This is a genomic window from Cupriavidus necator, assembly GCF_016127575.1.
GTDB classification, from domain to species: domain Bacteria; phylum Pseudomonadota; class Gammaproteobacteria; order Burkholderiales; family Burkholderiaceae; genus Cupriavidus; species Cupriavidus necator_D.
On record NZ_CP066018.1, the window covers coordinates 3,438,609 to 3,455,340 of the forward strand.

Sequence of the window (16,732 nt, forward strand, 5' to 3'; positions counted from 1 at the left end):
GCGAAAGGGCAGGTGCCACCATGTCACAGAAACGCATTGTGCGCGCGGCCGCGGTCCAGATCGCGCCCGACCTCGAGAGCGGCGCAGGCACGCTGGCCAAGGTCTGCGAGGCGATCGACGAGGCCGCCGGGAAAGGCGTGCAGCTGATCGTGTTCCCGGAGACCTTCGTGCCGTACTACCCGTACTTCTCCTTCGTACGGCCGCCGGTGCACTCCGGCAGCGACCACATGCGGCTGTACGAGCAGGCCGTGGTGGTGCCCGGCCCGGTCACCGATGCCGTCGCCGGGCGCGCACGCCGGCACGGCATGGTCGTGGTGCTCGGCGTGAACGAGCGCGACCACGGCAGCCTGTACAACACGCAGCTTATCTTCGACACCGAGGGCAACCTCGCGGTCAAGCGCCGCAAGATCACGCCCACCTTCCACGAACGGATGATCTGGGGGCAGGGCGATGCGGCCGGCCTGAAGGTCGCGGACACCGCGATCGGCCGCGTCGGCGCGCTGGCGTGCTGGGAGCACTACAACCCGCTGGCCCGCTATGCGCTGATGACCCAGCACGAGGAAATCCACTGCAGCCAGTTCCCGGGCTCGCTGGTCGGGCCGATCTTTGCCGAGCAGATCGAAGTCACGATCCGGCATCACGCGCTGGAATCCGGCTGCTTCGTCGTCAACGCCACCGGCTGGCTGACCGAAGCGCAGATCGCCTCCGTGACCACCGATCCGGCGCTGCAGAAGGCGCTGCGCGGCGGCTGCAACACTGCAATCATCTCGCCGGAGGGCCAGCACCTGGCGCCGCCGTTGCGCGAGGGCGAGGGCATGGTCATTGCCGACCTCGACATGTCGCTCATCACCAAGCGCAAGCGCATGATGGATTCGGTGGGCCACTACGCGCGCCCGGAACTGCTAAGCCTTGCCATCAATGAGCGGCCGGCGGCGACGGCAGTGCCGATGGCAGGCGCCTTCTCCAACTTCCATGGGAGTATCCGCGATGACATCCAGCGCGAGCGTGCCGGCTTCGAGCCGGCAATTGATGACTGAACTGCAGTCCGTCGGGCTGCGCCTGGAAGACCCGAATGCCGGCGCGGCCAGCCGGCGCGGCGGGGCGGGTCCGTCCGATCACAAGGCGGTCACCATCGACGGCGTGACCATCATGGTGCCGGTGCATACCAGTACCGCGTGGCACTCGCCGTTCGTGGCGCATTCGCCCGACGGAACGGGGCGCAGCGCGCTGATGCGCGGCACCATCCCGATTGCCAGCATCAGCTTTCCGAAGGCGCCGCGTTTCCATGCGCTGCAGACCCTGGAGGGCATCCCGTACTCGCATATCGCCACGCTGCATGGCGCCGATGTGCTGGCCACCACGGTGCTGCAGACTTGCATCCGCTACGAGAGCCGCAAAAAGACCTGCAAGTTCTGCTCGATCGGCCAGTCGCTGGCGGCGGGCCGCACGATCGCGCGCAAGACGCCGGAGCAACTGGCCGAAGTGGCGCGCGCCGCAGTGCTGCTCGACGGCGTCAGGCATATGGTGCTGACCACCGGCACGCCGCCGACGCCGGACCGGGGCGCGGCTATTCTTTGCGAGAGCGCCTTCGCCATCAAGGCCGCGGTCGACCTGCCGATCCAGGCGCAGTGCGAGCCGCCCGACGACGACCGCTGGTTTGAGCGCATGAAGGCCGCCGGCATCGACACGCTCGGCATGCACCTCGAGGTCGTCACGCCGGCGCTGCGCGAGCGCATCATGCCGGGCAAGGCGGGGGTGCCTCCGAGCCGCTACATGGAAGCCTTCAAGGCCGCCGTTGCGGTGTTCGGCAGGGCGCAGGTCAGCACGTACATCCTCGCGGGACTCGGCGACACCGCGGAAGCCATCCTGTCGATCTCGCGCGAGCTGATCGAGCTCGGGGTGTATCCGTTCGTGGTGCCTTTCGTGCCGATCTCCGGCACGCCGCTGGAGGACCACCCGGCACCCTCGCCGGCCTTCATGCAGTCGATCCTGCAGCCGCTCGGCGCCATGCTGAGCGCCGCCGGCATGCGCTCGTCCGACATCAAGGCAGGTTGCGGCAAGTGCGGCGCGTGCTCGTCACTGGCCACCTACGAGCGCGAGGCGGCACTGGCGACCGACGGAGCGACATCATGAAAAGCGATCTCTGCGTCGAGGTGCCGGGCATCCCGATGTTCCGCATCCGCTGGGCGGAGCACACCTGGGAGGCGGAGCAGGCCTATCGCCTGCGCCAGGCCGTGTTCTGCGAGGAGCAGGGCATCTTTGCGGGCGACGACCGGGACGCGGTGGACGACGTGGCGCAACTGCTGGTGGCGGTGCGCTTCGAGCCGGAATTGCCCCGCCATCCCGGCACCGTGGTCGGCACGGTTCGCATCCATGAAAGCGAGCCGGGCGTGTGGTTCGGCTCGCGGCTTGCGGTGGATGCGGCATACCGAAGCCAGGGCAAGATCGGTGCGACGCTGATCCGCCTGGCGGTGAGCAGCGCCCACGCGATCGGCTGCCGGCGCTTCCTTGCGCACGTGCAGAGCCAGAACGTGCCCTTGTTCAGGCGCTTGCATTGGCACGTCCTGGCAGAGGAGACGCTGCTCGGGCGGCCTCACCACCTGATGCAGGCAGACCTGAACCATTACCCACCTTGTCATACGCCGCACGCGGGCCTGATTGCGGAAGGCAGGGCCGTGCGATGAGCCTCGACGACCTCGTACACACCTTGCGCAGCAGCCGGGGTTTTGCGCATAAGACCGATATCCCGGCCATGCTGTCGCCACTCGGCGCCGCGGCCACCGGACGCAACGCGGCCATGGCTGTCGATGTCGGCGACGACTGCGCGGCATGGCGGGATGGCGACGGCTACCTGCTGTTCGCCATTGAAGGACTGGTCAGTGATTTCATCCGCACGATGCCGTGGTTCGCCGGCTACAGCGCGGTCATGGTCAACATCAGCGATATCTATGCGATGGGCGGCAGGCCGACGGCCGTGGTCGATGCGCTATGGAGCCATGGCGCCGCCGACGCCGCTGAAGTGCTCAAGGGCATGGCAGCGGCGTCTGCCGCTTATGGCGTGCCGATCGTCGGCGGTCACAGCAACGCGCGCAGCGAGGAAAGCCAGCTTGCCGTGGCGATCGTTGGCCGGGCGCGCAAGCTGCTGTCGAGTTTCGCGGCGCGTCCCGGGCAGCGCCTGTTGATGGCGGTGGACCTGCGCGGCGCGTTCGCGGAGCCGTACCCGTTCTGGAACGCATCGACGGGCGCGCCGGGCGAACGACTGCGCGCGGATCTCGAACTCTTGCCGGTGCTGGCCGAAGACGGCCTTTGCACCGCGGCCAAGGACATCAGCATGGCGGGTGCGCTCGGCACCGCGCTGATGCTGCTCGAATGCTCCGGGGTGGGCGCCAGCATCGCGCTGGAGCGCATTCCGCGGCCCGATGGCGTGCCGCTGGAGCGATGGCTGACCGCATTCCCCAGCTATGGCTTCCTGCTGGCCGTCAATGACGACGATGCGCAGGCGGTCGAACGCCGCTTCCTCGATCGCGGCATTGCCTGCGCCCAGATCGGCGCCATCGACGATTCCCGTGTCGCCACGCTCACGCACGCCGGCGAACGGGCCACGTTGTGGGACTTCCGCGAGGCAGGGTTCATCCTGCCGACGCGCCTGGCCACGCCGATCGATTCCCCAACCTGAGACCTGCCATGCCAGTTACCTATTTCCGCATCCGCTGGCCTGACCAGACCGAGATGGCCTGCTATTCCCCATCCTCCATCGTCACGGAGCACTTTGCCGAAGGGGCGGCGTATCCGCTGGACGAGTTCGTCGAGCGCGCGCGTACCGCGCTGGGCGCCGCTTCCGAGCGGGTGCGTGCCAGGTATGGCTACGCCTGCTCGTCCGCGATGGACCAGCTCCGCATCCTGGAAATCGCCGCGCAGCGGTTCCGGGGCCAGGACGGCGCCACCGTCCGGTTTCTCGGCTTTGGCAGCTAGCCGTTCTTCAAATTCCTCGCCTTAAAGGATCCAACATGTCCAACGTCATCTACACCAATCCGGACCAGGCCGCAGAACCCAGGCACTACGGCGTCATCATTGTCGGCGGCGGCCAGGCCGGACTATCGATGAGCTACTTCCTGAAGCAGGCCGGCATCGATCATCTCATCATCGAGAAGCACACCGTCACGCATACCTGGCGCACGCAACGCTGGGATGCGTTCTGCCTGGTGACGCCGAACTGGCAATGCGCGCTGCCGGGCTATCCCTACCAGGGTGATGATCCGCACGGCTTCATGAAGAAGGATGAGATCACGGCCTATCTCGATGGCTTTATCCGGACGGTCGGCGCACCGGTGCTCGAGCACACCGAGGTACGGCAAGTGAAGGCGCGCGCTCAGGGGGGATTTGCCGTGGTGACGAGCCAGGGTGCATTCACCGCAGACCAGGTGGTGGTGGCCTCGGGCGGTTATCACACGCCGATCGTGCCGCGCATGGCCGAGCGCCTGCCGGCGTCGGTCCGGCAGCTGCAATCGTCCGAATACAGGAATCCCGAGTCGCTGCCCGAGGGTGCGGTGCTCGTGGTTGGCTCGGGCCAGTCGGGCGCGCAGATTGCGGAAGACCTGCACCTGGCCGGCCGCAAGGTGTACCTGGCCGTCGGCGAGGCGCCGCGCTGCGCGCGCTTCTATCGCGGGCGGGACGTCGTGGACTGGCTCGCGGACATGAAATACTACGACCTGCCGGTCACCGAGCATCCGCTGCGCGAGGGCGTTCGCGACAACACCAATCACTATGTCACCGGCCGCGACGGCGGGCGCGATATCGACCTGCGCAGGTTTGCCACTGAGGGCATGGAGCTCTACGGCTTGCTCGACGACTACCTCGAAGGCCAACTGCGTTTTGCGCCGGACCTGCGTCGCAACCTGGACGATGCCGATGCGACTTACAACCGCATCAACGCGAGCATCGACAAGTTCATCGCGGAGCGAGGTATCGAGGCGTCGCCGCCGAGCGTCTATGAGCCCGTGTGGACGCCGCCGGCCGAGCGCACCGAACTTGATCCTCAGGCAGCCGGCATTGGTTCGATCATCTGGTGCATCGGCTTCCGGCCGGACTTCAGCTGGCTCGAAGTGCCGGTGTTCAACGGCCGCGGCTATCCGGGCCACGAACGTGGCGTGACCGCGCACGCCGGCCTGTACTTCCTTGGCCTGCCCTGGCTGCACACGTGGGGATCGGGGCGATTCTCCGGCATCGCGCGCGACGCCGAGTACCTGGCCGCCCTGATCGCCGCAGGCCGGGGCGACACCGCGCTGGCCGCCTGACATGGAAGCCGTCGTCTCGCGCCATGTGGCCGGCATGCCCCAGTTGGCATACACCGGCCTGTCAGAGAACTGGCTGCTGAAGACCTGCGGCGACCTGCACTGGCGCCTGCTGGCCGCCGGCGCCGGCCTGGGGGTGCCGGACTTCCGCGATGCCGAGGGCAATCCGGTGTATGCGGCGTTCACCGCGATCCGCGTGCGCGACGCCGCGCCGCAAACGGTCGGCGAGCACGCCGGGTTCAGCATCGGTTCGCACATCGTGCCAGCGGGTGGCGTGAAGCACCTCAGCGAACATGCGGTCGACATGCATGGGGACTGCCGCGCCAGCGTGACGATGCTGTCCACCTTCATCCGCCGCACGCGTGACCGGGACAACCGCTCGGTCGTGCGCACCATGCCGACCGTGGCCGCGCAGTGGGCCGGCGCCGGCCCGTCGGCACAGGCGGCGGAACTGTCGCTGCTGGCACGGCGTTTTCGCGGCGGGGATTGGGGCATGCATCTCGGGCTCGATCAGGCCCGGCATCGCGTCTGCCACGCCGCCGAGTACCTGCCGTGCCCCTGCAACGACTTCAATGGCGCCGACCTGCTGTACTTCGCCAGCTTCCAGGCCATGGTCGATCGCGCGGAATGGCAATGGCGCCGCGACGCGGATCCGCCCACGGTGTTCGCGCGGGACCTGTTCTTCCATGGCAACGTCAATGTCGGCGAGTCGCTGGAGCTGATCTTCTCCGCGCTGCGCGAGGACGAGGAAGGATTGACGCACTGGTGTGAGATCCGGCGCAGCCGCGACGGCGAGAAGATCGCAGATGTGGTCACGCAGAAGCGGTGGAGGCAACGATGAACGCGAAGCGGGATGACCCGGCAGGCGCCCTTGAGCTGAAGCCGGTCTACGGGTCCGGCGACCTGACTGGTCTTGGCCACCTGGGCGGCATGCCCGGCGAGGCCCCGTTCGTTCGTGGCCCCTATCCCTCCATGTACCGCGGCAGGCCATGGACCATCCGCCAGTACGGGGGATACGGCGACGCCGTGACGTCGAACCTCGCCTATCGCGAGGCCCTGAAGCAGGGCGCGCAGGGCTTGTCGGTGGCCTTCGACCTGCCGACCCATCGCGGCTATGATTCCGACGATCCACTGGCGCAGGCCGATGTCGGCATGGCCGGCGTGGCCATCGACTCGGTCGACGATATGCGGCGCCTGTTCGATGGCATTGCGTTGGACCGTGTGTCGGTATCGATGACCATGAGTGGTGCGGTGCTGCCAGTACTGGCAGCGTTCCTGGTCGCGGCCGAGGAATCGGGCGTCCCGTTCGAACAGCTGCGCGGCACCATCCAGAACGACATCCTCAAGGAGTTCATGGTCCGGAACACCTGGATCCATGCGCCGCAGCCGTCGCTGCGCATCGCCACCGACGTGGTCGAATGGCTGGCCGCGCATGCGCCGAAGTTCAACGGCATGTCGATCTCGGGCTATCACTTCCAGGAAGCAGGCGCCGATCCGGTGCTGGAACTGGCACTGACACTGGCCAATGCCAGGACCTATGTCGGCCTGCTGCGAGAGCGCGGCCTTGATGTCGATGCATTCTGCGGCGGACTGAGCTTCTTCTTCGGCGTCGGCAAGCCATTCTTCGTCGAGATCGCCAAGCTGCGCGCCGCGCGGCTCCTGTGGCACGACATCGTGTGCGAGCTGGGCGGCACCAGCGCGCGCGCCACCGCCATGCGCATGCATTGCCAGACTTCGGGCTGGACCCTCGCCGCGCAGCAGCCGCTCAACAATGTCGCGCGCACCACGATCGAGGCGATGGCCGCGATCTTCGGTGGTACGCAGTCGCTGCATACCAACGGCTTTGACGAGGCATTGGCTTTGCCGGGCGCGCAGGCCTCGCGGCTGGCCCGCGATACGCAGCTGATCCTCCAGCATGAGTTTGGCCTGTGCGACGTGGCGGACCCGTGGGCGGGCTCCTACCTGATCGAGTCGCTGACCGGCCGCATGGTGACGGAGGTTCGCGCGGTGCTGGCGCACATCGACGCTGAGGGTGGCATCCTGGCAGCCCTTGAATCCGGCTGGGTGCAGCGGCGCATCCACCAGAATGCGCTGCGGACGCAGGCTCGGCTCGATGCGCGGGAAGAGGTCGTGGTGGGTGTCAACCGCTACCAGGAGCCCGACGACAATGGCCAGGAATGCCTGGAGATCGACGGTACCCAGGTGCGCGTGCAACAGGCACGCCGCCTGGACGCGCTGCGCAGCCGCCGCGATGACGCCGCGGCCAGGCATGCGCTGGCGGCGCTGACCGAAGCGGCCAGGCGCGGCGGCCGCAACCTGCTAGCCTGTGCGATCGATGCCATGCGTTGCCGCGCCACGGTCGGGGAATGTACCCGGGCCCTGCTCCAGGTCTGGCCGCGCCATACTGTCCGGGCGTCCTACGACGTTGCGCTGTACGGCACGGCTCGCGCTGGCAACACGGAATGGCTGGCGGCCTGCGAGTGCGTCAGTGCGCTGCGCGAGCGGCTTGGCCGTGCGCCCCGGATACTCGTGGCCAAGCTCGGCCAGGACGGCCACGACCGCGGTGCGAAAGCGGTGGCGGCCGGGCTTGCGGATGCCGGGTTCGTCGTCGAACTGACGCCGCTGTTCCAGTCGGCCGAGGCGGTTGTATCTGCCGCCTGCGATGGCGACTTCGATGCCATCGGCATCTCCACGCTGGGCGGCGCGCATCTGGATCTGCTGCCGGCGCTGCTACACGCCTTGCGGCAGCGTGCGCTCGAAGTGCCGGTCTTCGTCGGCGGCATTGTTCCGGCAGACCACAGGCGCTTGCTGCGCCAGTGCGGCGTGCAGGGGATTTTCGGACCGGGCACGCCGATGGAGATCATCGTGAGCACCATCGTGGCTGCGCTCACGTTGTCGAGGATGCCTACGGCGTAAGCGTGACGTCCTCGATCGCCACGTCGCCCACCAGCATGTAGCCGGGCGCATGCGTGATACACAGCGGCAGCAGCGCCTGCACGGCCGCGGCCAGAGGCGTGCCGCCTGGATGGCGATGCTTCCGCTTGCTGAGATGTCCGACAACCGGGTCGCGACCTTCCCGCGTTTCGTATTTGCACCAGAACCTTCGCCCTACCGCGTGGCGAACGCCAGCCGCGGTGGCGCTTCTGGCACCGCGCAGCGAACGCGCCGGTCGCGCTCCGGCAGTGTCAGCTGGGTACGTGGCGGCGCGGCTCGCCGCACGCCGAGGATTTCGGCTACATTGGCTTGCGGGCGGAGCAGCGGCCGCAGCAGCGAGGCGGGGCCTGTGAGCAGCGGCGTCACGCCCGGGCCGTGCCCGCTGACCGTGCTGTCGCCGTGTACCACGACGCCGATGGTCACGCGGTCATTGGCGTAGCGCGGCCCCCGCCGCGTATCGGCGCCGATGATCGCCACCATGTCGCCGAAGCGCAGGCTGCCCAGACGGTAGCGCTCACGTGCCTGCCGGTCCGACAGCTGGATATCGTAATCCCCGCGCCATGCATTGTTCTTTCCCAGTCCGGAGCCCATGACGCGCGCCGGCACCAGATGCGTGACCGGCGCATGGAGCTGGCCATCGCGCTCCAGCAGGCCCCATCGCGCCAGCAGGCGCGGCGAGCAGTTGAGGACTTCGATTCGGGGGTAGTCGCGGAGTCGTAAGCCCAGTCCATGCGAAAGAACCTGGATGCGGTCGCCGATGCAAAGGCGCACCAGCACCTCCGTGGGAAAGTCCACCAGCACGTGGTTGACGCCGCCGTGCTTGCCCGTCACCACACCAGTCCGGCCCGCGCACGCTCCGTTGACCACACGGGCCGGATTGCCGACGCAGGCATAGGTCAGCAGGGCGCTGTTGGGTCCGTCGCGTGGGCCGACGATCTCGCGCCCGTTGTTGTGCAGGGCGACCCCCGGCTCGATATGGTCGCCCGCCAACCCGACGCAAGGATCGCCGATGCGCCTATTGACCACGATGCCGCCGGTACCCGGCAGGACGCGCGGCACGCCGTCGTAGCCAATGCGGTAGGGCGAGGCGCGCCCCACGGGATGCGCGATCTGCCCAAGGACGGACACCGCCACGAGTTCGTCGGCATTGATTCGGGGAACGGGGCGTGCACCGTCGCGGCCGGCCGGACGGGACAGGGCTTGCTGGACGAGCGGAATCGGGCGGGACATGGGTGCCATCTCCTATCGCATCCTGCGCACCACGGTGGCGGCGATCTGCGGCTGTCCCGGCGCGCGCCGGTTCTCGGCCGCGACGGCGTCGTAGATGGTGTGCGCGATATGGTGCAGCTCCGCATCGGTCACGCGTCCGCTGACCTGATAGAACAGGCGCACGCGCTGCGGCAGCCCGGGCACGGCGCTGGTCCGGGACTGGCGCATATGGCGCCGCACCTGGTCCATGTCGCGCACCACCTGTCGCGCAAGATGGCTCAGGCGTAGCCGTCCGTTGGCGTCGCGGTAATCGGTTGCGTGTAGCAGCTTGCTTTCGAGGCCTGCCGGCAGGCGCTTGGGGGCAGCCGGCATCGGCGTGAGATCGAGCACCGAGCCGCCCCTGCGCGGGCCGATGCGGAGCTGGTTGCGCACATCGAAGCCGCGCAGGCACAGGCGTTCGACCAGGATCTGCTCGGCGCAACGGCCACGCAGGTTATTGATGACGATGAGCGCCGGACGCTGCCCGCGCGGCCGGGCCTCGGCGGCGGCCAGATCACGGCATGCCAGATGCCGGGCGCGCGAGGCCGGCAGGCATTCGTTGCGGCCGACGGCAGGGTCGGCATCCCCGGCGCGTCCGCGCTCGCGCGTCCAGTGCCGAACGGCATCGTCAAGCATGGCGTCGACGAACTGGTCGATTGCTGCGCTCATGCTTCGGCTCCTTGCGGGGCCGGTGTGCCGATCGCCGGAGTGGGGCAAAGGGGATACCACCAGGCGGTGGCTTGCTGCCAGGGGTCGGCATGATGGCCGGTCCCGACCAGCGGGCCATCGACGCAAGCATGGTGCGGCGACGACGCCATTACATGCAGCGCGGCCAGCCTGGGCAGGCGTTCGGCGAGCCCGGCCACTCCTGCCGCTGCCAGTGCGTCGCGCAGCAGCGAGCGCTCGGCGCCGAACAGGGATTCGGAAGGCAGCGGGTCCAGATGCCGCACGTCGACGCCGCTTCGCCACAGGGCATGCACCGGCCACGGTGCGCCGTCACCATCAAGCGTGGTCAGCACGATGGCGGCATCGAGCGTGGCGGAGAGTGCGAGCGTGTCGAGGGCGATGGCGAGCGGATCCCACCAGGGGGAGGGCATTGGGCCGAGCGCCGGCCTTGCCCCCTCGCAGCGGCGCAGCAGGGCGTCGAGCAGGACCTCGTAGCGCTCGACCACGGCATGGTCGGCAGCGTCGCCGAGCTGGGAACCGGCCACGTTGTCTCCGACCCAGCGAAACGGCCACGACGCGGCATCGGTGCAGTCGCGCATCGCGATCCACGCAATCAGAGCGGGTTCGAGCGGCCTCGGCACGGCGCCGCCGCTGTCCAGTGCCGCGCCGTTGGCCGAGAGGCCTGGCAGTACCATCTCGCTCGCATCGATGACCTGCCAGAACGCGCGCGTGAGCCAGGGCTCCAGCACCCGCGTGAGCCGCAACGCCAGGCTCGGCCCCCAGGGCGACCCGAGCACCAGCGCGGGATCGAGGATGCAGGCGAGCTTGCGTTGCCGTACCGATACGATCATGTCCTCAGCATGCATGGCGGGGCGTCTCCGTGTCAGCCGCGGTCAGGGATGCGCAAATGTACGGCGCGCCACGGTCAGGCCGCAGCCTGCGGCACGCCGAGCACGCTGTTCAGCGCGTGTGTCACGCCGGGGAATCCTCGGCCCTCGGGCGTCATCCGGTACGCGGCGACCCACGCTTCCGCGTGCGCGCCCATGGGCCGCACCACGCTCTGGAACAGGATCGGATCGGTTGCGGTCTTGAAATCATTGTCCGCAACAAACTGCAGGATCCGCCGGCCGCTTTCGGCCATCTTGGCCCGTTGCGAGGGCTCGGCCACCCCGCCGAGATAGCGATTCGAGACGATCTCGACCACATCCCACTTGGTGTTGGCGTCAAAGGCCTTCTTGATGTCGGGCGAATCCAGCAGCTTGAGCACCTGGATCAGGTAATGCCCGGTTTCCATCGCGAGCGCGAAGATATTGCCGTAGGTAGACCGGTCCAGCGCATAGCGCAGGTCGAGCCCGATGCGCTGGATGGTGCCGACGCTGCCGAAGGGACGCTGGTCGATCAGCTGTCCGCCCCGGATGACTTCGCCGATCAGCAGATCGCGGAAGTACTGGCCCATCGCCACCATGAAGCCGACCATCTGGCGATGGAAATTGCGGTTGACCACTGCGCCGGCCGGGGCCTGCGCGGTGCCATAGTTGAAGGCGCGCCGATAGGCCACCATGCGGTCCTGCCGGGTGTAGCGCAGTGGCCGCCATTTTTCGAGCAGATAGAGTCCGCGCGCGCCGGGGCCGCGCTGGATGCGCATCTTCCCCAGGCGGAACAAGCGCAGCAGGGTCTCGACCACCTCAAAGATCTTCATGCGCTCGTGCTGATAGATAAAGTACAGCTCGGCAGCCGCATGCAACTGGCTCGGGATGATTGAATCGTCGAAGTCAGGCTGTACATAGGGATAGCCGATCTTCTCGAAGCCGACTGCCCCCTGAGGACCGAGGCCGAGCAGATCGAAGAAGCCTTCCTCCCCGCTGCCATTGGGTTTGGACAACAGTTCAGAGTAACGCTGCTCGAACTGCGAGGCGAAGGCGTCGCGCTGGTCGGGCGGCAGGCTGGCCAGCTGCTCCTGCAGAAAGGTCTCCCACAGGCGCTGAATGGTTTCGGTGGTCTGGAAGTTCATGATGCGCTCCGTCGTCGGGGGTCAGGCCTTGGCAGGGCCGCCGTCGGGACCCGCAGGGCCCGCTCCGCTACCGTCGGCGCCAGTACCTTCGGTGCCGTCGAAGGCATCAGCCGCACCGGGAGTGAGAGGGGCGGGGGCAGCGGCGGGCGGCACGGCGGACGTGCCCGGCGTAAGGAGTCGCCGGCGATTCCGTTCCCCCAACTCGTGCGCGATACGATCGATCGAGCCGTCCGGATGTGGCGGAATCTGCGGGGCGTGCTCGCGATAGTCGCGGTTGCGCCGGTGCCACTCGGGCACGCGCTGCTCGATCATCATCAACGCGCCGCGCTGGTATCCCGGCAGCATTCCGATATTGCCAAAGGTCCCCATATGTGGCGGACTGTGATAGACGGGGGCGAGCGTCGCATCTGCAAGCATATCCGAGGCCGGAATGCAGCCGGATGTCATCTGTTCGACGATGGGCCGCAGTGCGCGCTCGGCCTGCAGCTGGAGCACAAGCTCGCCATGCATCAGCCAGGCGAGCGGTGTCGGTCCTGCCGGCCCCGTCAGATCGAAGTGATCAATGGTGTGCTTGTCCCATACACGCCATTGGGGCGCGGGGATGACCGGATCCTGCGGGGCGGCGAAGCTGACCCCTGCCGGGATCAGCAGTGCGGCCATTTCCGACAGCATTGCGCCCGTCGGGTTGTCGGGATTGGTGATGTCCTTCATCGGTGCAGCGGCATCGAGCCAGACATCGGGGTAACGCAGCGCCAGCGCAAAGATGGCGTGGGCGGCGGCACGCTGTTCCGGCATGCCAAACTCTTCGGTGCCGTTGGCGTAGAGATCGATTGCGCGGTCGAGATCGTGCAGGACACGGTCAAGCAGGACCTGCAGCTTGAGCGTATCGGGGTCGCAGTCGCAACGGGTGACACAGTCGATGGTCGAAGCAAATCTGCCGCGCAGACTGACCAGATTCATCAGACGCTGCTCGGCAAAGGTGGTGCCGCTCCCTCCGTAAAGGCCATACATCAGTACGCTGGGACGCGCAATGCGCAGGAGGCGCAGGCCGCCGGAAGCCTGGAAGCCGTCCACGAACAACTGCAAGGCGTCCTGAAACGCCAGCAGCGGTGGCGCGTCGCGGACCGGCAGGTGCAGCGTCACCTGCACGAAGCGCGAGAACCGCCCGAGCATGTTCCATGCGGTCGCGCCGACCCGGCGCAGCCCGTCGCTCGAGCCTCCCGCACACAGCTGGATCATTTCGTCCATCGCACGGGAAAGGTCGGCTTCGTGGAGCAGTGCCCGCAGGTCCGACTGGCCATGCGCTTCGAGACTGGCGTGCAGGCCGCGATAGGCGGCCAGGCCTCGCGGCATCGTGTTCTGGTCCAGCGATTCCTGGGCCACGCCCGACATATTGCGCAGGCACACCAGCACCTGGTCGCGCCGCGCCTGCAGTTCAGAGTAGGGCACGCGCAGTAATGTGCGCCCGCCCTGGAAGCCTGTATTGGCGAGCGCCTCGCCCATCAACACCAGAAGCACCGCAGCCACTTCGTCGAGGCTCTGCCCGAGATTGCGATAGCTTTCGTTCAGCTCGGTGGACAGCGCGCCCACCATCCGCGCCAGCCTGGCATATTCGCCCAGGCGCCGCCGTGCGGCGAAAGCCCGGTCCCGGCTGTAGGGGTCGAGGGACTGGCGTGCCGCCGCGACGCCATCGTCGATGGTGAGGGACAGGGTCTGATGCCACCCCTCCAGCTCTGGCCGGATGTCCTTGGTCAGGTTGCTCGCGATCAGTTGCTGCAGATCCTGCTCCACATCCGCCCGGGCCTGATCCAGATCCAGATTGGTCGCGGTCGCCTCCGGCGCAGCGATGGCCGAGGGCCGTGGAGCCGCGGTATTCAGGAACGGCAGTCCCTGAGCCTCGCCGCCGATACCCTGCGCGCGCGCGTCGGACTGGTAGCGGTCCAGCAATGCTCTCGCGATCTGCTGGGCGTCGTTGGGATCTCCGATCTTCAGTTCGCGCCGCAGCAGGGTATCGAAGGCGAGCCGCTGGCTGTTTCCGATGCTCATGGGTTTGCCGTCGGAGCCGGACGGAACCGGTTGGGGAATCGCGGGATAGGCCATGGTGATCCTCTGTTGCGTTGAACGGCGTGATGCGTGTGTTGTCGTGCGCGCCTACGACACCAGGTGCAATAGCGCAGGCTGCGGCTCGTACGGCGCTGCGCGCGGGCGTCGCGAGGCCATGCGCGCGCTCAGCTGGCCGATCACGCAGTGCGCGAGGCGCCTCGGCGGGATGCGCCCGTCCACTATCGCGTAGTGCGCGGCGCTCACGAGGTGGCGGGGAGGCAGTCCGGTTTCACGTTCGGACGCAAGCAGCCGCGCGCCTTCGCGAATGGCCGCCTCGTCGTCACGCGAGAAGGGAATGATGTCGGCCAGGGCGCGCTGGGCGAGGTTGCGGCGCGTCTGGAACGCAATCTCGTCGACGACGTCCGGGACGATGCGCGGCACGCTCAGCATCAGCGCGGCGGGTATGCGGTGCCCGGCGGAGGGCTGGTACAGGTTTTGCCAAACCCGTAACAACCGTGCGGCGTCGCGCGCGAAGCCGAGCCGGCGTAGCATTTCGGCCAGCAGGTAGACACGCAGGTAGGCGGTGGGATGCGCGCCGCCGGGCCGGTAGGTCATGGTGCGCGGCTGGGGGTGCGCGAGGAAATCCGCCATGCCCCAGGCCGCCGCCGGGCCACCGAGCAGGATGGCCGCGAGGTCCGCGAAGATCTCCTTGTGCCAGCGGCCGTAGACGGTGGCGAGGAAGGGATCGCGCGTCTTGCCCATGGTGCGCCTGAGTACGGCCTGGCGGTTTTCCCTCCAGATGCCGAGGTCGGCCTGCAGGTTGTGGGCGACTTCATGCAGGAAGACCGATTGCCACGGCTGGTCTCGGTCCCAGGGTATGCGGATCAGCGGAAAGGGATTGGCCTCGCCGAGCAGCCGCGACAGCGCCACGCCACGGCGCATCGTCGCGGGAGAATAGCCGTGCTCCATGTAGCAGACCGGCTTGAGCAGCGGGCCATCGAAGACGCGTGGCGCGGCGCGTCGAACGGCGCGGTAGCAGTCTTCGGCGATGACGTCGTGCGCGGCGAGCGACGGGCCGAAGCTCGTGCCCCGCTGCGCGAACACTTCGTAGAACATGCCGAACAGCCGCCGCGCGCGGTCAAGTTCGCGCTCGACCAGCGCCACGTCGATCAACACCCGTTGCGCAGGCCTCTGCTGCCAGTCCGGCAGCATCTGATCGAAGCGCGCGCGGATGCGTTGCTCGGCCTGGGCCAGCCGCGCGTTGGCCGTGTCGAAATGTTGCTGCGAAGGCGCATGGGGCATGTCTTGCGGGCGCAGTCCGACAAAGGCGTTGTCGACCCGGGCCAGCCGCGACAGGCGCGCGGACAGGCCGCGAATCTTCGCGCTCAGGAATCGCTGCAGGTTCATGGCCGGCCCCCGTTCCGATCGGTGTCACTGGCGACGATTCATGCGCCACGGACGATGATGGTCACCGGCCCACGCACATGCATGCGACGGCCGCCGCAGTGTGGGCAGCCGACGCCATGGCCGCCATAGTTGCGGGACTGGGCGCGCGGGCCGGTTGCCGCGACACGGCGCGCTAACGGCGCTATCGTGCGCGCGGCGGCCTGCGCGCCGCGGCCGCGCGGCGTGGCCCGGCGCGCCGCAGGCACCAGCGGCTGCGACAGCTGGCGCGCCGCCTGGGGTCGCCGTGCCACGGCTTGCGCGGTGCGGGTGGCGGTACGCACAGCGGCGCGCGGCGGCAGCTGGCGCGCCTGCACTGTGCGTTGCGTGGCGCGCACCGCGCGTGCAACCGCGCGTGCCGCGGGGGCGCCGCTGGTGCGGGTGGCCGTTCGCACCGCCTGGGCCACGCCGCGCACCGCGGCGCGACGCACGGCGGGCGCGGCGCGCGCGACCGAGGGGAGGGCGCGGCGGAGCACCATGCCGGCCAGCACCGGCGCGGCGGCGTCGATCGCATCCTCGTCGAGTCCATCCACCAGTTCGTCGAAGGTCTCATACTCGTCGGCGCCGTCGGCGAGCATGCGCCCGGCCACATTGGCGATGCGCCCGATCAACTGCGCTTGTGGAAGAGGAATCATGCTGGCGATCGGTCCCACCACACGCGCGGCCTGCCCAATGCCTTGCCCCACGCGGCGCGCGACATTGACCGCGCCGCTCGCCATGCGCCGCAGGCGGCGGAAGAACTCGTCGGCGTCACCGGCTTCCATGGCATCGGCCACGGCGTCCTCCATGCCGTCCAGTTCGTCGTAGGCGGCCTCGTATTCGTCGACGGAGTCGATGCCGTCCACGTCCTCGTAGGTATCGCCCTCGTCCTCGCCTTCGTCATACTGGGTCGCGCCGCCTGCGAGCACGCGGCCGACGAAGTTGTCCTCGCCTTCATCCCATTCGTCGTAGCTGTCGTTGCCCTCGTCGGATTCGTCGTACCCGTCGTCGTGCATCAGGTCCATCGCGCTGCCTCGAGTGGGGCCCTCGGCGGCTTCATCCATCAGCTCGTCCATTACATCGGCCTCGAATCGGTCCATGGTGTGCTCCTTGGTGT

At 68.1% G+C, this 16,732-nt stretch carries 15 protein-coding genes; 8 read left to right on the plus strand and 7 right to left on the minus strand.

Annotated elements, in window-relative coordinates:
- Positions 1–20 precede the first annotated feature (20 nt).
- The 8 genes from I6H87_RS16130 to scpA are packed head-to-tail and all read left to right on the plus strand — an operon-like array spanning position 21 to position 8,207.
- A complete protein-coding gene (locus I6H87_RS16130; protein WP_010811742.1) occupies positions 21–1,037 on the plus strand; it encodes a Nit6803 family nitrilase in 1,017 nt (338 codons plus the stop codon).
- Positions 1,030–2,133 carry an MSMEG_0568 family radical SAM protein gene (locus I6H87_RS16135; protein WP_011615424.1) on the plus strand — a complete coding sequence of 368 codons (1,104 nt, stop codon included), beginning with the start codon at positions 1,030–1,032 and terminating at the stop codon, positions 2,131–2,133. The genes I6H87_RS16130 and I6H87_RS16135 overlap by 8 nt, the downstream gene beginning before the upstream one ends.
- Positions 2,130–2,684 (plus strand): MSMEG_0567/Sll0786 family nitrogen starvation N-acetyltransferase, encoded by a 555-nt coding sequence (locus tag I6H87_RS16140; protein WP_011615423.1) that lies wholly within the window; start codon positions 2,130–2,132, stop codon positions 2,682–2,684. The genes I6H87_RS16135 and I6H87_RS16140 overlap by 4 nt, the downstream gene beginning before the upstream one ends.
- Positions 2,681–3,676, plus strand: coding sequence for a sll0787 family AIR synthase-like protein (locus tag I6H87_RS16145; RefSeq protein WP_011615422.1), 996 nt, complete (start codon positions 2,681–2,683; stop codon positions 3,674–3,676). The genes I6H87_RS16140 and I6H87_RS16145 overlap by 4 nt, the downstream gene beginning before the upstream one ends.
- An 8-nt stretch (positions 3,677–3,684) precedes the next feature.
- Complete coding sequence (locus tag I6H87_RS16150; RefSeq protein WP_010811746.1) at positions 3,685–3,972, plus strand: MSMEG_0570 family nitrogen starvation response protein; 288 nt, start codon at positions 3,685–3,687, stop codon at positions 3,970–3,972.
- A 35-nt stretch (positions 3,973–4,007) separates the two neighbouring features.
- Complete coding sequence (locus tag I6H87_RS16155; protein WP_011615421.1) at positions 4,008–5,294, plus strand: MSMEG_0569 family flavin-dependent oxidoreductase; 1,287 nt, start codon at positions 4,008–4,010, stop codon at positions 5,292–5,294.
- Position 5,295: 1 nt separating this feature from the next.
- Positions 5,296–6,132, plus strand: a complete 837-nt coding sequence (locus I6H87_RS16160) for a Pnap_2097 family protein (RefSeq protein ID WP_011615420.1) — start codon at positions 5,296–5,298, stop codon at positions 6,130–6,132.
- Entirely contained in the window at positions 6,129–8,207 is a 2,079-nt protein-coding gene (scpA, locus tag I6H87_RS16165; protein WP_011615419.1) for a methylmalonyl-CoA mutase, read from the plus strand. Before I6H87_RS16160 ends, scpA begins: the two co-directional genes overlap by 4 nt.
- A 192-nt stretch (positions 8,208–8,399) precedes the next feature.
- Here the strand turns inward: scpA and I6H87_RS16170 are convergent, their stop codons facing one another.
- The 7 genes from I6H87_RS16170 to I6H87_RS16200 are packed head-to-tail and all read right to left on the minus strand — an operon-like array spanning position 8,400 to position 16,715.
- Positions 8,400–9,455, minus strand: coding sequence for a DUF4438 domain-containing protein (locus tag I6H87_RS16170; RefSeq protein WP_136227772.1), 1,056 nt, complete (start codon positions 9,453–9,455; stop codon positions 8,400–8,402).
- A 12-nt stretch (positions 9,456–9,467) separates the two neighbouring features.
- Positions 9,468–10,142, minus strand: a complete 675-nt coding sequence (locus I6H87_RS16175) for a hypothetical protein (RefSeq protein ID WP_011615417.1) — start codon at positions 10,140–10,142, stop codon at positions 9,468–9,470.
- The gene (locus I6H87_RS16180; protein WP_011615416.1) at positions 10,139–11,005 is read right to left on the minus strand and encodes a hypothetical protein; all 867 of its coding nucleotides are present in this window, start codon (positions 11,003–11,005) and stop codon (positions 10,139–10,141) included. Before I6H87_RS16180 ends, I6H87_RS16175 begins: the two co-directional genes overlap by 4 nt.
- A 59-nt stretch (positions 11,006–11,064) precedes the next feature.
- Positions 11,065–12,150, minus strand: a complete 1,086-nt coding sequence (locus I6H87_RS16185; protein WP_010811754.1) for a hypothetical protein — start codon at positions 12,148–12,150, stop codon at positions 11,065–11,067.
- Between the two features lie 21 nt (positions 12,151–12,171).
- Positions 12,172–14,250, minus strand: a complete 2,079-nt coding sequence (locus I6H87_RS16190; RefSeq protein ID WP_011615415.1) for a hypothetical protein — start codon at positions 14,248–14,250, stop codon at positions 12,172–12,174.
- A 51-nt stretch (positions 14,251–14,301) separates the two neighbouring features.
- Positions 14,302–15,600: a hypothetical protein gene (locus tag I6H87_RS16195; RefSeq protein WP_011615414.1), complete on the minus strand. Its 1,299-nt coding sequence runs from the start codon at positions 15,598–15,600 to the stop codon at positions 14,302–14,304.
- A gap of 38 nt (positions 15,601–15,638) precedes the next feature.
- Positions 15,639–16,715 (minus strand): serine/threonine-protein kinase, encoded by a 1,077-nt coding sequence (locus I6H87_RS16200; protein WP_136227771.1) that lies wholly within the window; start codon positions 16,713–16,715, stop codon positions 15,639–15,641.
- Positions 16,716–16,732: the final 17 nt, after the last annotated feature.

Excerpts from the sequence above, each read along its gene's own strand:
- I6H87_RS16130 (WP_010811742.1), top strand. The coding sequence starts at position 21 with ATGTCACAGAAACGCATTGTGCGCGCGGCCGCGGTCCAGATCGCGCCC.
- I6H87_RS16135 (WP_011615424.1), top strand. The coding sequence starts at position 1,030 with ATGACTGAACTGCAGTCCGTCGGGCTGCGCCTGGAAGACCCGAATGCC.
- I6H87_RS16140 (WP_011615423.1), top strand. The coding sequence starts at position 2,130 with ATGAAAAGCGATCTCTGCGTCGAGGTGCCGGGCATCCCGATGTTCCGC.
- I6H87_RS16145 (WP_011615422.1), top strand. The coding sequence starts at position 2,681 with ATGAGCCTCGACGACCTCGTACACACCTTGCGCAGCAGCCGGGGTTTT.
- I6H87_RS16150 (WP_010811746.1), top strand. The coding sequence starts at position 3,685 with ATGCCAGTTACCTATTTCCGCATCCGCTGGCCTGACCAGACCGAGATG.
- I6H87_RS16155 (WP_011615421.1), top strand. The coding sequence starts at position 4,008 with ATGTCCAACGTCATCTACACCAATCCGGACCAGGCCGCAGAACCCAGG.
- I6H87_RS16160 (WP_011615420.1), top strand. The coding sequence starts at position 5,296 with ATGGAAGCCGTCGTCTCGCGCCATGTGGCCGGCATGCCCCAGTTGGCA.
- scpA (WP_011615419.1), top strand. The coding sequence starts at position 6,129 with ATGAACGCGAAGCGGGATGACCCGGCAGGCGCCCTTGAGCTGAAGCCG.
- I6H87_RS16170 (WP_136227772.1), bottom strand. The coding sequence starts at position 9,455 with ATGTCCCGCCCGATTCCGCTCGTCCAGCAAGCCCTGTCCCGTCCGGCC.
- I6H87_RS16175 (WP_011615417.1), bottom strand. The coding sequence starts at position 10,142 with ATGAGCGCAGCAATCGACCAGTTCGTCGACGCCATGCTTGACGATGCC.
- I6H87_RS16180 (WP_011615416.1), bottom strand. The coding sequence starts at position 11,005 with ATGCATGCTGAGGACATGATCGTATCGGTACGGCAACGCAAGCTCGCC.
- I6H87_RS16185 (WP_010811754.1), bottom strand. The coding sequence starts at position 12,150 with ATGAACTTCCAGACCACCGAAACCATTCAGCGCCTGTGGGAGACCTTT.
- I6H87_RS16190 (WP_011615415.1), bottom strand. The coding sequence starts at position 14,250 with ATGGCCTATCCCGCGATTCCCCAACCGGTTCCGTCCGGCTCCGACGGC.
- I6H87_RS16195 (WP_011615414.1), bottom strand. The coding sequence starts at position 15,600 with ATGAACCTGCAGCGATTCCTGAGCGCGAAGATTCGCGGCCTGTCCGCG.
- I6H87_RS16200 (WP_136227771.1), bottom strand. The coding sequence starts at position 16,715 with ATGGACCGATTCGAGGCCGATGTAATGGACGAGCTGATGGATGAAGCC.